Genomic DNA, 13,894 nt, shown 5'->3' on the forward strand with positions numbered 1-13,894 from the left:
GCCATGCTGATCGGCGTGGCGGCGCTGGTGACCTATTTCTTCAGTGCGATGGGGCACTAATCCGATGTCGAGCATGCCCTTGCTGTCCATCGTCACCTTCCTGCCGCTGGCCGGCGCCGCCTTCATCTTTCTGGCCCGCGGCCCGGAAGAAATCGTCGCCCGCAATGCCCGCGCGGTCGCGCTCTGGACCACGGCGATCACCTTCGCGGTGTCGCTGCTGATCTGGCTGAATTTCGATAATTCGACCGCCGCCTTCCAGTTCGTCGAGAAGACCGCCTGGGTTGGCGCCGGCATCAATTACCACATGGGCGTCGATGGCATCTCCATGCTGTTCGTCATCCTCACCACCTTCCTGATGCCGTTCTGCATCCTAGCCTCGTGGGAGGCCGTCGAGCACCGCGTCAAGGAATACATGATCGCCTTCCTGGTCATGGAAACCCTGATGATCGGCGTGTTCTGCGCGCTGGACCTGGTGCTGTTCTACCTGTTCTTCGAAGCCGGCCTGATCCCGATGTTCCTGATCATCGGCATCTGGGGCGGCAAACGCCGCATCTATGCCAGTTTCAAGTTCTTCCTCTACACGCTGCTCGGCTCGGTGCTGATGCTGCTGGCAATCCTCTACATGTACTTCGTGGCCGGCACGACCGATATTCCGAGCCTGATGAAGACCGGGCTGTTCACGGGCCAGGCGCAGACCTGGCTGTGGCTTGCCTTCTTCGCCTCGTTTGCCGTGAAGATGCCGATGTGGCCGGTGCATACCTGGCTGCCGGATGCCCACGTAGAGGCGCCGACCGCTGGTTCGGTCATCCTGGCAGCCGTGCTGCTGAAGATGGGCGGCTACGGCTTCCTGCGCTTCTCGCTGCCGATGTTCCCGCTGGCCAGCGAGTATTTCGCGCCCTTCGTCTTCGCGCTCTCGGTCATCGCCATCGTCTATGCCTCGCTGGTGGCGCTGGTGCAGGAAGACATGAAGAAGCTGATCGCCTATTCCTCGGTGGCCCATATGGGCTTCGTCACCATGGGCATCTTCACCTTCAATACCCAGGGCCTTGAGGGCGCCATCTTCCAGATGCTCAGCCACGGCATCGTGTCTGGCGCGCTGTTCCTCTGCGTCGGCGTGGTCTATGACCGTCTGCATACTCGCGAGATCGCGCGTTATGGCGGCCTAGTCAACATCATGCCGAAATACGCCTTTGTCTTCATGCTGTTCACCATGGCCAATGTCGGCCTGCCGGGCACCGGCGGTTTCGTCGGCGAATTGCTCACCCTGGTCGGCGCCTTCCAGGCCAACACCTGGGTCGCGCTGATCGCCACCTCTGGCGTGATCCTTGCCGCTGCCTATGCGCTGTGGCTGTATCGCCGCGTGGTGTTCGGCGAACTGACCAAGGCCGACCTGAAGAGCATGCTCGACCTCAGCCCGCGCGAGGTTGCAATCTTCGCCCCGCTGGTGGTGATGACCCTGTGGATGGGCATCTATCCGGCGCCTTTCTTCGACGTGATCGCCGCGTCTGCCAGGCACCTGCTTGAGCAGCATCAGACCGCGCTTGCCGCCGCCAAGGCGGTGGCGACCGCCGCCCGTTAAGCGGAAGATAGGAGTTCGACCCGTGACCGCTTCGACCATGCCCGTCCTGGCGCCGGCCTATCCGGAAATCTGGCTTGCCCTGGCCTCGATGGCGCTGCTGATTTTTGGCGTCTTCCGTGGCGATGGGTCGACCCGCCTGGTGGCCTGGCTGGCCATCGTCGTGCTGGCCATTACCGTGCTGCTGGTCGTGCTGCAACCAGACGCCACCGAGACCACCTTCGGCGGGATGTTCATCGCCGACGGCTTCGGCCGCTTCGCCAAGATACTGATCCTGCTTGGCTCGGCGTTCTCGATCGTCCTGTCGCTCGGCTATATCCGTTACGAGCGGATGGAGCGTTTCGAGTATCCCGTGCTGATCCTGCTGGCCAGCACCGGCATGCTGATGATGGTCTCGGCCAACGACCTGATCGCGCTCTATCTTGGCCTCGAGCTGCAGTCGCTGTCGCTCTATGTCATGGCCGCCTTCAAGCGCGATTCTGGCCGCGCCACCGAAGCCGGGCTCAAGTATTTCGTGCTCGGCGCGCTGTCGTCCGGCATGCTGCTTTATGGCTGCTCGATGATCTATGGCTTCGCCGGCTCGACCAGCTTTCCGCTGATTGCCCAGGCATTGACCGGCGGCGGCTCGGCTTCCATCGGCCTGGTGGTCGGCATCGTCTTCCTCTGCGCCGGCCTGGCCTTCAAGGTCTCTGCCGTGCCGTTCCATATGTGGACGCCCGACGTCTATGAAGGCTCGCCCACGCCGGTGACGGCCTTCTTCGCCGTGGCGCCCAAGGTGGCGGCCATGGCCCTGTTCGTGCGTGCGCTGCTCAGCCCGTTCGGCGAGATCGCCCATGACTGGCAGCAGATCGTCATCGTGATCAGCGCGCTCAGCATGCTGCTGGGCGCCTTTGCCGCCATCGCCCAGAGCAACATCAAGCGCCTGATGGCCTATTCCTCGATCGGCCATGTTGGTTATGCCCTGATCGGCCTGGCTGCCGGCACCGAGGAAGGCGTGCGCGGCATCCTGATCTATCTGGCGATCTATCTGGCCATGAATGTCGGCACCTTCGCCATCATCCTGTCCATGCGCCAGAAGGACCGCATGGTTGAGGGCGTGCAGGATCTCGCCGGCCTGGCCAAGACCCATCCGGGCATGGCGCTGCTGCTGGCCGCCTTCATGTTCTCGCTGGCAGGCGTGCCGCCGCTGGCCGGCTTCTTCGGCAAGTTCTACATCTTCATGGCCGCCATCAACGCCCAGCTTTATGTGCTGGCGGTGCTGGGCGTGCTCAGCTCGGTGGTCGGCGCCTATTACTATCTGCGCGTCGTCAAGCTGATGTATTTCGACGAGGCGGCCGAGCCGCTGGCCAAGCCGGTGCGCGGCGAACTGGGCGCGGTGATGACCGTCACCGGCCTGTTCACCATCCTGTTCTTCGTCATGCCAGGCCCGCTGCTGGCGGCGGCGCAGACCGCCGCCAAGTCGCTGTTTCCCTGATTGCAGCCGTTTGATCGCCTGGACACCCAAGTGAAGTGGGATCTCCAGGCGTTCGACGTCCTCGACAGCACCAACGAGGAAATCCGCCGTCGGGCCGAAACCGGCGTGGCGGAGGGCCTTGCGGTGCTGGCTCGGCAGCAGACCGCCGGTCGTGGCCGCCGTGGCCGCGCCTGGGAATCGCCGGTTGGCAATCTCTACCTCTCGCTGCTGCTGCGCCCCCAGCTGGGCGGAAAGCCGGCGAGCCCGGCGCAGGCGGCCACGCTGTCGTTCCTCACCGTCGTCGCGCTGGCCGAGGCGGTGGAACTGGCCGCGCCGCAACTTGGGCCCGCCATCACCTGCAAATGGCCGAACGACCTGCTGGTCGGCGGCGCCAAGATCGCCGGCATCCTGCTGGAATCACGGACCCGGCCAGACGGCAATCTTGACTGGGTGACGGTTGGCATTGGCGTCAATCTGGCGCATTACCCCGAGCAGACCCCGTATCCAGCCACGGCTTTGGCCGCTCATGGCGTCAGCGTTGCGCCCGAGGATTTCGCGCCCTGGCTGCTGGCCCGCTATGGCTACTGGTATGGCCGCTGGCAGGCCGGGGGGTTCGCGCCTGTGCGCGAGGCCTGGCTGAAGAAGGCCCAGGGGCTGGGCAAGCCGGTGGTCGTGCGATTGCCGGATCGTGAGCTGCACGGCCGTTTCGCCGCGCTGGATGACAGCGGCGCGTTGTTGCTGGAAATGCCGGACGGCCGCATGCAGACTGTGACCGCCGGCGACGTGTTCCCGGCCGGCTGAAAGGACGACCTCATGCTGCTGGCCATCAATGCCAACAACACCAATACCAAGTTCGGCGTCATCGATGGCGACCGGATCGTCGGGGAATGGCGCCAGCATACCGCGGCGACGCGGACAGGTGACGAGCATGCGGTCTGGCTGTTCCAGCTGATGCAGATCGAGGGCATCGATCCGAAATCGATCACGGCGGCGATCATCGGCAGCGTGGTGCCGCAGGCCACCTTCAACCTGCGCCGGCTCTGCACCCGCTATTTCAACACCGAGCCGCTGGTGCTGGGCGAACCCAGCGTGAAATACGGCATCCAGATCAAGGGGCAGGGGGCGGGCGCCGACCGCATCTGCAACACCGTGGGCGCCGGCGTGCTGTTTCCGAAAACGCCGATGATCGTGGTCGATTTCGGCACCGCCACCACCTTCGACGTGGTGGACGAGGAGGGCAGTTATTGCGGCGGCGTGATCGCGCCGGGCATCAACCTGTCCATCGAGGCGCTGGTCAATGCCACGGCTTTGTTGCCGCGCATCGTGGTGGAAAAGCCGGCCCAGGTGATTGGCACCACGACGATTGCCTGCATGCATTCCGGCGTCTTCTGGGGTTATGTCGGCCTGATCGAGGGCATCGTTGCCCGCATCCGTGAGGAATTCGGCCGGCCGATGAAGGTGATTTCCACCGGCGGCCTGGCCCCGGTGTTTGATGGGGCTACCGCCGTGATCGAGCAGATCGTACCGGATATCACCGTGCGCGGCCTGATCGAAATCCATCGGCGCAGCACCAGATAAGATCGATGTCGGAACGCCTCGACCGCAACAGCCTCTATTTCCTGCCGCTCGGCGGGGTGAACGAGATCGGCATGAACCTGAACCTCTACGGGTTCGGTGACCGGTGGCTGATGGTCGATCTCGGCACCAGCTTCGCCGACGAGGGCATGCCCGGCGTCGATCTGGTGCTGCCGGACGTAACCTGGATCGCCGGCCGGCGCGAACGGTTGCTGGGCATCGTGCTGACCCATGCCCATGAGGATCATCTGGGTGCCATCAGCCATGTCTGGCAGGAGCTGCGCTGCCCCGTCTGGGCGACGGGCTTTGCCGCATCCGTGCTGCGCAAGAAGCTGGAAGAGAAAGGCCTGGCCGACGAGGTGCCGGTGCATGTCTACAAGCCCGGCGAGCTGATCGAGCTGGGGCCGTTCAAGATACGCTCGATGAACATCACCCACTCCACGCCCGAGAGCCAGGCGCTGGCTATCGAGACGCCGGCCGGCGTGGTGCTGCATACCGGCGACTGGAAACTCGATCCGCGCCCGGTACTGGGGCCGCAGAGCGAAGTGGAGGCGCTGCGGGCCTATGGCGATCGTGGCGTACTGGCGCTGGTCTGCGACAGCACCAACGTGTTCAACCGCGGCCATTCCGGCTCGGAAGGCGATGTGCGCGACAGCCTGATGCAGGTGCTGGCCGACAAACCCGGTCGCATCGCCGTCACCACCTTTTCGTCAAATCTCGCGCGGCTGGAGAGCCTGTTCGACGTGGCGAACCATCTCGGCCGCCATATCTGCCTGATTGGCCGTTCGCTGCATCGCTTCATCGGCGCGGCGCAGGAAAATGGCTACCTGAAGCACATCCCCAATCTGGTCGACGAACGCGAGGCCGGTTTCCTGCCGCGCGAGAAGATCATGTATGTCTGTACCGGCTGCCAGGGCGAGCCGCGCGGCGCCATGGCGCGCATCGCCTTCAACAGCCATCCTCATGTGGTGCTGTCGCCCGGCGATACGGTGGCCTTTTCCTCCAAGATCATCCCCGGCAACGAGCGCACGCTGTTCCGCCTGCATAATGAGCTGGTGCGCAACGGGATCGAGGTGATCACCGAGAAGGATGCCTTCATCCATGTCTCGGGCCATCCCTCGCGCGACGAGCTGGCCGAGATGTATAGCCTGGCCCGGCCGCAGATCGCCGTGCCGGTGCATGGCGAGCCGCGCCATCTGGTGGAGCATGCCCGCTTCGCCCAGAGCCTGCAGGTGCCGCACGGCATCGTGCCGCGCAACGGCGACCTGATCCGGCTGGCGCCCGGCGCGCCGGACGTGATCGAGCAGGTGCCCTCGGGCCGGCTGGCCATCGACGGCGACGAGCTGGTGCCGGTGCAGGGCGGGGCATTGCAGGTGCGCCGCAAGCTGGCCTTCAACGGCGCGGCTTCCGTCAGCCTGGTGGTCGATGGCGAAGGGCGATTGCAGACCCGGCCGCATGTGAAGCTCTCGGGCGTCGTGAATGGCGATGCCGAGCTGATCGGGGCCGAGATCGCCGCCGAGATCGCCGCCGCCATCGACCGGCTGAAGCCCGGGCCGCATCGCGACGATAACGGGCTGGAGCAGGCCGCCCACCGGGCCTTGCGCGCCTGCCTGCGCGGCCAGACCGGCCGCAAGCCGATCACCCAGGTGCACGTGATCCGCCTGGCCGACTGATGGCCGGGTTTGGGGCGATCTGACGCAGCGTCACGGCTTGCCCCCGGCACCGGCCGGCCCCATATTGCAGCGCAGAAAACGACCACAGACCGCAGGGAAACGACCGCCATGATCGGCCGCCTCAACCATGTCGCCATCGCCGTGCCCAATCTTGCCGCCGCCGCGGCCACCTATGCCAATACGCTGGGCGCCAGGGTCTCGGACCCGGTGGACGAACCCGACCATGGCGTGACGGTGGTGTTCGTCGAGCTGCCCAACACCAAGATCGAGCTGCTGCACCCGCTGGGCGACAACTCGCCGATCGCCAAATTCCTGGCCAACAATCCCTCGGGCGGCATGCACCATGTCTGCTACGAGGTGGATGACATCATCGCCGCCCGTGACAAGCTGAAGGCCGATGGCGCCCGCGTGCTGGGCGATGGCGAGCCGAAGATCGGCGCCCATGGCAAGCCGGTGCTGTTCCTGCATCCAAAGGATTTCTGCGGCACCCTGGTCGAGATCGAGCAGATCTGAGCCCCGCCATGACCTGGTTCAACAATAGCATCGCCTTCGTCATCATCTACATGGTGGTGCTGTTCTGCGTGCTGCCGATCGGCGTGAAGACGCCGGATGAGGCGGGCGAGAGCAAACTGCCGGGGCAGGCCGATTCCGCGCCGGTGAATCCGCGGCTCGGTTTCAAGTTCCTGCTCACCTTCGGCATCAGCTGCGTGTTGTTCGGGCTGTATTACCTGGTTGGCTATTACGACCTGCTGGGCCTGAACAGGTTCCTCGGCCGAGGGCTGTAGCCAACGGGCGGTGACGCGCATTGGATAGGGCATACGCCGCTACTTCTGCGCGAAAACAGGCTGATTTGAAAAGAACGGTGAAAAGAACGGGGAAGCACAAAAAAGAAAGGAGCAAGGACATGCCTCGCTCCGTATCCCGTCTCGCGGGTAAGTTTAAGCCTCCCCAGACTTGGGCCGCCTGTTACCAAGCGGTTGCGTATTTTCTATACCGAATGATGAAACCTGTGTCACCCGAAAAGTTATAGGTTCCTAACAAAATGGTAATAATGCGTCGTCAGGGTTGTGAGATGCATCGCTCTGCGACCTCTGTAGTTCTACTCGGTCTGCTGGTGGCCCTGTCCTGGGCCTCTGCGGCCCAGGCACAGGGCGGCCAGAGCCCAGGACAGGGCCCGGGACAGGGCCTTGCCCAGAGCTCCAGGCCCGCCGACTCGGCGACCGAGCCTTTGCCGGTGGTGGTGACCCTGGATGCCGCAGAATGCCGGCGCCTGCTGGCGCGGCAGGGCAGCGTGACCATGCACCAGCCCGCCCCCGATGTGACCTACCAGCCCGGCCGCGACGTGGATTCTCAGGGCCGGCCCATCGCGCCGGCCGATCTGCCAGGCAGCAATCCGTATCCCATGGACGGGCCGATCACGCTGGATCTGAAAATCCCGCTCTCGACCCTGCTGGGTGACCGCACGCCGCCGCGCGTGGGCAGTTCCGAGACCAATGTGGGCAAGGTGACCATCGATCCGAAGACCGGCCGGCTCGCCTTCAACGGCCAGTCGCTGGAACCGAAGGGCGAGGATGCCCTGGCGGCGGCCTGCCGCGACTATCTGGCCAGGCAGAAGCCGCCCCGCCGGTGAGGGCCGCCATTCGTCGCCCCGCTCGGGTCCTTGCGACCCTGCCGCCACGGCCTTAAAAACGCCCCATTATCCCGCCATCTCCGTTTCCCATCAGGATCGTCACACCATGCGGCTCAGCAGCTATTTCCTGCCCGTTCTCAAGGAAAACCCGAGCGAAGCGCAGATCGTCAGCCACCGGCTGATGCTGCGCGCCGGCATGGTCCGGCAGACCGCCGCCGGCATCTACAGCTGGCTGCCGCTGGGCCATCGCGTGCTGAAGAAGATCGAGCAGATCGTACGCGAGGAGCAGGATGCCGCCGGCGCACAAGAGTTGCTGATGCCGACCATCCAGTCGGCCGAGCTGTGGCAGAAAAGCGGTCGCTACGAGGATTACGGCAAGGAGATGCTGCGCATCACCGACCGCCACGAGCGGCCGATGCTCTACGGCCCGACCAACGAGGAAATGCTGACCGACATCGTCGCGTCGGAATGGAAGAGCTATCGCGACCTGCCGAAGATCCTCTATCACATCCAGTGGAAATTCCGTGACGAGGTGCGTCCGCGTTTCGGCGTGATGCGCGGCCGCGAATTCCTGATGAAGGATGCCTATTCCTTCGATCTCGACCAGGCCGGTGCGCGGCGTTCCTATAACCGCATGTTCGTGGCCTATCTGCGCACCTTCGCCCGGCTGGGCCTGAAGGCGATCCCGATGCAGGCCGATACCGGCCCGATCGGCGGCGATCTCAGCCATGAATTCATCGTGCTGGCCGAAACCGGCGAAAGCGGCGTGTTCTGCGACAAGGCCCTGATCGAGCGCGACGTGCTGAGCGAGAAGGTCGACTACAGTTCCGACCTGCAGCCCATCGTGGATTCCTGGACCGCGCCGTATGCGGCCACCGAGGAAAAGCATGACGCGGCACGTTTCGAGGCCCTGCCCAAGGATCGCCAGGTGGCCGCGCGTGGTATCGAAGTGGGGCACATTTTCTATTTCGGCACCAAGTATTCCAAGCCGATGGGCGCGGTGGTGCAGGGGCCGGGCGGCGAGAGCATCACGCTTGAGATGGGCTCCTACGGCATCGGCGTGTCGCGCCTGGTCGGCGGCATCATCGAGGCCAGCCATGACGAGAACGGCATCATCTGGCCGTTCAGTGTCGCGCCGTTCCATGTCGGCCTGATCAACCTCAAGGTTGGCGATGCCGAATGCGACAAGGCAGCCGAGGCGCTGTATACCAAGCTGAAGGCGGCCGGCTTCGACGTGCTTTATGACGACCGCGACGAGCGCGCCGGCGCCAAGTTCGCCACCATGGACCTGATCGGCCTGCCGTATCAGGTCACCGTCGGTCCGCGCGGCGTCAAGGCCGGCGTGGTGGAAGTGAAAAACCGCGCCACGGGCGAGAAGGAAGAGATCACGCCCGAGGCCGTGATGAACAAGCTCGCCGCCCTGCGCAACGCGTAACCAGCCCCGGAAACGATCAAGGATCACCATGCCCTTCTTTTCCCGGTTCGAGTGGATGCTGGCGCTGCGTTACCTGCGTGCCCGCCGGCAGGAGGGCTTCATCTCGGTGATCGCGATTTTCAGTTTCCTCGGCATCATGCTGGGGGTGGCCACCCTGATCATCGTGATGAGCGTGATGAACGGCTTCCGCGCCGAACTGCTGGGTCGCATCCTCGGCCTGAACGGCCATCTCACCATCCAGCTTGAGGCGCGCAACAGCCTGCCGGACTACGAATTCGTCACCGAAGCCGTCTCCAGGATGCCCGGCGTGGTGCTGGCCAATCCGATGATCGAAGGGCAGGTGATGGCCACCGCCAACAACGCCGCCGCCGGCGTGATGGTGCGTGGCGTGCGGCAGGCCGACCTGATGCAGGAAAGCGCCATCGCCAAGGGCATCCGCCAGGGTAACCTGAGGGATTTCCAGGGCGACGACGCGGTGGCCATCGGCCATCGCCTGGCGCGCAAGCTGGGCCTGAGGCTGGGCGACCAGATCACCCTGATCTCGCCGCAGAACAACACCACGCCATTCGGCAGCGTGCCGCGGCTGGTGCGCTATCGCGTGGCGGCGATCTTCGATGTCGGCATGTTCGAATACGATTCCGGTTTCGTCTATGTGCCTTTCGAGGCGGCGCAGACCTATTTCCGTCTGCCCAACGCGGCCAGCGCGGTGGAAGTGCGGCTGGAAGACCCGCAGCAGGCGCGCCAGGCGGCGCGGCAGATCATCCAGCGCCTGGGGCCGCAATACCGCATCTACGACTGGCAGCAGGCCAACGCGCATTTCGTCAATGCGCTGGAGGTCGAACGCAACGTGATGTTCCTGATCCTGACGCTGATCATCGTGGTGGCGGCCTTCAACATCATTTCCAGCATGATCATGCTGGTGAAGGACAAGGGCCGCGACATCGCCATCCTGCGCACCATGGGCACCTCACGCGGCTCGATCATGCGCGTCTTCGTCATCGCCGGCGCCAGCATCGGCGTGCTGGGAACCGCCAGCGGTTTTGGCCTTGGGCTGGCGTTTTCGCTCAACATCGAAAGCATCCGTCAGCTGTTGCAGAATCTCACGGGCACCGAGCTGTTCTCGGCCGAGATCTATTTCCTCTCCAAGCTGCCGGCCAAGGTCGATTCCACCGAAGTGCTCTATGTCGTGCTGATGGGGCTGGCGCTGACCCTGCTGGCCACGCTCTATCCGAGCTGGCGCGCCGCCCGCCTCGATCCGGTGGAGGCGCTGCGGTATGAATAGGGGCGGCATGAGTAACGTGCTTGAGCTGCAGGATATCCGCCGCACCTTCAGCCAGGGCGGCGAGACGGTCGAGGTGCTGCGCGGCGTTGACCTGAGCGTGAAGGGCGGCGAGATCGTTGCCCTGCTGGGTCCATCGGGTTCGGGCAAATCGACTTTGCTGCATATCGCCGGCCTGCTGGAACAGCCCTCGTCGGGCCGCATCGTGATCGGCGGCCAGGATTGCAGCCGCATGAATGACGCCGAGCGCACGCTCACCCGCCGGCTGCGCATCGGTTTCGTCTACCAGTATCACCACCTGCTGCCGGAATTCTCGGCGCTGGAAAACGCCGCCATGCCTTTGCGCGTGCGCGGCGAGGGGGCTGGCGCGGCGGAAGCGAAAGCCGCCGTTCTGCTGACCCATCTCGGCCTTGCCCATCGGCTGAAGCATCGCCCGGCACGGCTGTCCGGCGGTGAGCAGCAGCGCGTGGCGATTGCCCGCGCCGTGGTCGGCAAGCCCGATCTGCTGCTGGCCGACGAGCCGACCGGCAACCTGGATGAAAAGACCGCCGAAACGGTCTTCGCCGAACTGACCGACTTGGCGCGCAACAACGGCATCGGCGCGCTGATCGCCACCCATAACCTGGAGCTGGCCAGGCGCATGGACCGTGTCGTGACCCTGCATGAGGGGCGGCTGCGCGCGGCCTGACCTAATGTCCCGTTGTGCCGGTCCGGCCTGAGGCTCAGTCAGCCGGCACGGCCACCGGTTTCGGCTTTGCCGGCATGGTCATGGCCACCACGCCGATAAACACGCAGACTAAGCCGATCCAGGCCGTGGAGCCGAGGCTTTCGCCCAGGAACAGCACGCCGATACCCACGCCGATCGGCACGCGCAGGTAAGCCTGCGCCGTGGTGCCGACCGAACCCAGGGTGTGGATCAGCCGGAAATAGATGGCAAAGGCCAATGCGGTGGAAAACACCGACAGGCCGAGCAGGGCGAGGATCGAACTGGTCGACGGGGCCAGCGTCCATGGCTGGTCGATCACGATGCCGGCCGGGATCAGCAGCGCCGTGCCGCACAGCATCGAGCCGGCCGCCGGCACCAGCGGATCCAGGCCCTTGAAGTTGCGCCCGAAGATCGCCGCGCCGGCATAGCTGATGGTGGCGGCGATAATGGCCAGCTGCGACACCAGTTCGCGGCCCAGGCCGTTCAGGGCCTGCAGGCCGACGATCAGGCAGATGCCGGCCATGCCGGCGAGCACGCCGAACAGCTTGCGCGCGGTGGTCGGCTCGTGCCGCGTGATCGCCACCGTCAGCAGGAAGGCGAAGATCGGCGTGGTCGAATTCAGGATCGCCGCCAGCCCAGCATCGACGCTGTATTCCGCCCAGGCAATGAGGGTGAAGGGTACCACGCTGTTGAGGCAGGCCTGGAACAGGAAGCGTTTCCAGGTGGCGCCATCGCGTGGCAGGCGGATGCCGCGCATCCGCAGGATGGCCAGCAGCAGCAGCCCGGCGATCAGGGTGCGCGCGGCGATCAGCGTCACCGGCGGGATGGTGGCAATGCCCAGCTTGATGAAGGTGTAGGACGCGCCCCATAGCGTGGCCAGCATGGCCAGCAGGGCGTATTCGACGGCGGGATTGAAGCGGGGTTCTGACATGCGACTTTCAAAACTGGGGCGGGCGATGGATCACCCTGCCATGCCTGGAACGGTCTGTCGCCGGGCGATGCTACGGCCGCGGCCGAAGGATGCTAACGTCGCCGCCGCGCCCGCCAGTCTTCGCGGCTCTGGCCCCACAACTCGGTATCGATATCGATCGGCGCGGGCAGGCGGTCCCTGCGCAGCCAGCGTGAGCCCAGGCGCCGGGCCACATTCTGTGAATTGATGTTCTCGGGCACGATGCAGTGGATCACGTCATCCCAGCCCAGATGATAGAAGGCCCAGTCGATCGCCGCCGTGGCGCCTTCGGTGGCGTAACCCTTGCCCCAGGTTTCGCGCACCAGCGCCCAGCCGACCTCGCGGCCGGGCCAGCCGGCCGGATACCAGGGACCAAGCCGGCCGATCCAGCGGCCGCTCGCTTTTTCGATCACCGAAAACATCGCAAAGCCGTCGATGGCCCAGGCACCGGCCATGACGCAGAGGCTGCGCCAGGCCATCGGGCGCTCCTGCGCGCCACCCAGATGGCGCTGTGCCTCGGCGTCGGCCATGAAGGCGGCCCAGGCATCAAGGTCGGCGGCCACGGGCGGGCGCAGGATCAGGCGTTCGGTTTCGAGCATGACAGTCATGGGCGCCTGCATAGGGGATGCGATCGGTCGGTGCAAAATCAAAATATGCCGCGCGATCCTTATACGGTCTTGACCACATACCCAGGTGAGGCCCTAATCTGAATCAAAAGCTGCAGGGGAAAGCAGATGAAGAGAGCTGGAGTGCGGTTTACGCTATTATGCGTGATGGCTTTGGGCCTTGCGGCCTGCGTCAACAGTGTCAGAACCGATGTCAGTCGTTTCACCACCACGTTGCCCAGCGATCTCGGCGGCAAGACTTTTGCCTTCGTCGAACTCGACAGCCAGCGCGGCAGCGCCGAATACGCCCAGCATGCCGCCGCCATCGCCGGCCATCTGGAACGCCAGGGCCTGACGCGCACCACCGACCTGCGCAGGGCCGATTACGCCGTCAGTTTCATCTACGGCCAGTCCTCGGGCCAGACCAAGAGCGAGACGTTCCCGGTCTGGGGCCAGACCGGCGGCGGCACCAGCTACAGCAGCGGCACGGTGAATGCCTATGGGGCGGGCGGCAGCGGCTTTGGCAACTACTCGTCCACCACCTATACGCCGCCAACCTATGGCGTGGTTGGCAGCCAGACGATCAGCAGCACGGAATACACGCGCTACATCAACATCCAGATCTATGACTGGCAGGCCTCGGTGAAGACCGACAAACTGACCGGCCTGTGGGAAGCCAATGCCACCAGCACCGGCTCCTCCAGCAGCTTTGCCGCCGTGTCGGGCTGCATGATCCAGGCGATTTTCCAGGATTTCCGCAAATCCGGCAGCGAGAAGATCACCCTGCCGACGCAGACCTGCTAGGGCCCCCCCATTACCGGTGGGCTCGGGATTTTTGTCGGCAAAGCCGCCGGAACGGGAGCAATATCGGCAAATCCGACGGAAAACATGCCAAATGATATCAACGATATCAGTGCTATCATTCCTGCGCCGGCTGCTGTGGAATACCAAATCTGCCTTACCAGGATTAGATCTTTCCGGTTCGTTCGCCTAGGACTTGGATTCGTCCGCAG

The 13,894-nt window shown here is 64.5% G+C and carries 14 protein-coding genes; 12 read left to right on the forward strand and 2 right to left on the reverse strand.

Annotated features, from left to right (window positions below):
• Positions 1 to 64 precede the first annotated feature (64 nt).
• The 11 genes from Q1J79_RS07990 to Q1J79_RS08040 all read left to right on the forward strand — a co-directional run bounded on the left by Q1J79_RS07990 (position 65) and on the right by Q1J79_RS08040 (position 11,309).
• A complete protein-coding gene (locus Q1J79_RS07990) occupies positions 65 to 1,579 on the forward strand; it encodes an NADH-quinone oxidoreductase subunit M (RefSeq protein ID WP_300298995.1) in 1,515 nt (504 codons plus the stop codon).
• A gap of 22 nt (positions 1,580 to 1,601) precedes the next feature.
• Positions 1,602 to 3,050, forward strand: coding sequence for an NADH-quinone oxidoreductase subunit NuoN (gene nuoN / locus Q1J79_RS07995; protein ID WP_300298997.1), 1,449 nt, complete (start codon positions 1,602 to 1,604; stop codon positions 3,048 to 3,050).
• Positions 3,051 to 3,080: 30 nt separating this feature from the next.
• The gene (locus tag Q1J79_RS08000) at positions 3,081 to 3,830 is read left to right on the forward strand and encodes a biotin--[acetyl-CoA-carboxylase] ligase (protein ID WP_300298999.1); all 750 of its coding nucleotides are present in this window, start codon (positions 3,081 to 3,083) and stop codon (positions 3,828 to 3,830) included.
• 12 nt (positions 3,831 to 3,842) lie between these two features.
• Complete coding sequence (locus tag Q1J79_RS08005; protein WP_300299001.1) at positions 3,843 to 4,607, forward strand: type III pantothenate kinase; 765 nt, start codon at positions 3,843 to 3,845, stop codon at positions 4,605 to 4,607.
• 5 nt (positions 4,608 to 4,612) lie between these two features.
• Positions 4,613 to 6,277, forward strand: coding sequence for a ribonuclease J (locus tag Q1J79_RS08010; RefSeq protein ID WP_300299003.1), 1,665 nt, complete (start codon positions 4,613 to 4,615; stop codon positions 6,275 to 6,277).
• Positions 6,278 to 6,385: 108 nt separating this feature from the next.
• Positions 6,386 to 6,790 carry a methylmalonyl-CoA epimerase gene (gene mce / locus Q1J79_RS08015; protein ID WP_300299005.1) on the forward strand — a complete coding sequence of 135 codons (405 nt, stop codon included), beginning with the start codon at positions 6,386 to 6,388 and terminating at the stop codon, positions 6,788 to 6,790.
• An 8-nt stretch (positions 6,791 to 6,798) separates the two neighbouring features.
• Positions 6,799 to 7,062, forward strand: coding sequence for a DUF1467 family protein (locus Q1J79_RS08020; protein WP_300299007.1), 264 nt, complete (start codon positions 6,799 to 6,801; stop codon positions 7,060 to 7,062).
• A gap of 287 nt (positions 7,063 to 7,349) precedes the next feature.
• Positions 7,350 to 7,907, forward strand: coding sequence for a hypothetical protein (locus Q1J79_RS08025; RefSeq protein WP_300299009.1), 558 nt, complete (start codon positions 7,350 to 7,352; stop codon positions 7,905 to 7,907).
• Between the two features lie 106 nt (positions 7,908 to 8,013).
• Positions 8,014 to 9,342, forward strand: coding sequence for a proline--tRNA ligase (gene proS / locus Q1J79_RS08030; RefSeq protein WP_300299011.1), 1,329 nt, complete (start codon positions 8,014 to 8,016; stop codon positions 9,340 to 9,342).
• Between the two features lie 28 nt (positions 9,343 to 9,370).
• Complete coding sequence (locus Q1J79_RS08035; protein ID WP_300299013.1) at positions 9,371 to 10,624, forward strand: lipoprotein-releasing ABC transporter permease subunit; 1,254 nt, start codon at positions 9,371 to 9,373, stop codon at positions 10,622 to 10,624.
• A 7-nt stretch (positions 10,625 to 10,631) separates the two neighbouring features.
• Positions 10,632 to 11,309, forward strand: a complete 678-nt coding sequence (locus Q1J79_RS08040) for an ABC transporter ATP-binding protein (protein ID WP_300299015.1) — start codon at positions 10,632 to 10,634, stop codon at positions 11,307 to 11,309.
• A gap of 34 nt (positions 11,310 to 11,343) precedes the next feature.
• Here the strand turns inward: Q1J79_RS08040 and Q1J79_RS08045 are convergent, their stop codons facing one another.
• Together Q1J79_RS08045 and Q1J79_RS08050 are read right to left on the reverse strand one after the other, a co-directional pair.
• Complete coding sequence (locus Q1J79_RS08045; protein WP_300299017.1) at positions 11,344 to 12,258, reverse strand: EamA family transporter; 915 nt, start codon at positions 12,256 to 12,258, stop codon at positions 11,344 to 11,346.
• A gap of 92 nt (positions 12,259 to 12,350) precedes the next feature.
• Positions 12,351 to 12,884, reverse strand: coding sequence for a GNAT family N-acetyltransferase (locus Q1J79_RS08050; RefSeq protein WP_300299019.1), 534 nt, complete (start codon positions 12,882 to 12,884; stop codon positions 12,351 to 12,353).
• A gap of 126 nt (positions 12,885 to 13,010) precedes the next feature.
• Between Q1J79_RS08050 and Q1J79_RS08055 the strand changes: the two genes are divergently transcribed.
• On the forward strand, positions 13,011 to 13,685 hold the full coding sequence (locus Q1J79_RS08055) for a DUF4136 domain-containing protein (protein ID WP_300299021.1): 675 nt from the start codon (positions 13,011 to 13,013) through the stop codon (positions 13,683 to 13,685).
• Positions 13,686 to 13,894: the final 209 nt, after the last annotated feature.

The sequence above is a fragment of the Ferrovibrio sp. genome (assembly GCF_029255545.1).
Lineage (GTDB): Bacteria > Pseudomonadota > Alphaproteobacteria > Ferrovibrionales > Ferrovibrionaceae > Ferrovibrio.

Bases quoted from the DNA above. Each gene is read 5' to 3' on its own strand.
- Q1J79_RS07990 (WP_300298995.1), top strand. From the start codon at position 65: ATGTCGAGCATGCCCTTGCTGTCCATCGTCACCTTCCTGCCGCTGGCC.
- Q1J79_RS08005 (WP_300299001.1), top strand. From the start codon at position 3,843: ATGCTGCTGGCCATCAATGCCAACAACACCAATACCAAGTTCGGCGTC.
- Q1J79_RS08010 (WP_300299003.1), top strand. From the start codon at position 4,613: ATGTCGGAACGCCTCGACCGCAACAGCCTCTATTTCCTGCCGCTCGGC.
- mce (WP_300299005.1), top strand. From the start codon at position 6,386: ATGATCGGCCGCCTCAACCATGTCGCCATCGCCGTGCCCAATCTTGCC.
- Q1J79_RS08020 (WP_300299007.1), top strand. From the start codon at position 6,799: ATGACCTGGTTCAACAATAGCATCGCCTTCGTCATCATCTACATGGTG.
- Q1J79_RS08025 (WP_300299009.1), top strand. From the start codon at position 7,350: ATGCATCGCTCTGCGACCTCTGTAGTTCTACTCGGTCTGCTGGTGGCC.
- proS (WP_300299011.1), top strand. From the start codon at position 8,014: ATGCGGCTCAGCAGCTATTTCCTGCCCGTTCTCAAGGAAAACCCGAGC.
- Q1J79_RS08035 (WP_300299013.1), top strand. From the start codon at position 9,371: ATGCCCTTCTTTTCCCGGTTCGAGTGGATGCTGGCGCTGCGTTACCTG.
- Q1J79_RS08040 (WP_300299015.1), top strand. From the start codon at position 10,632: ATGAGTAACGTGCTTGAGCTGCAGGATATCCGCCGCACCTTCAGCCAG.
- Q1J79_RS08045 (WP_300299017.1), bottom strand. From the start codon at position 12,258: ATGTCAGAACCCCGCTTCAATCCCGCCGTCGAATACGCCCTGCTGGCC.
- Q1J79_RS08050 (WP_300299019.1), bottom strand. From the start codon at position 12,884: ATGACTGTCATGCTCGAAACCGAACGCCTGATCCTGCGCCCGCCCGTG.
- Q1J79_RS08055 (WP_300299021.1), top strand. From the start codon at position 13,011: ATGAAGAGAGCTGGAGTGCGGTTTACGCTATTATGCGTGATGGCTTTG.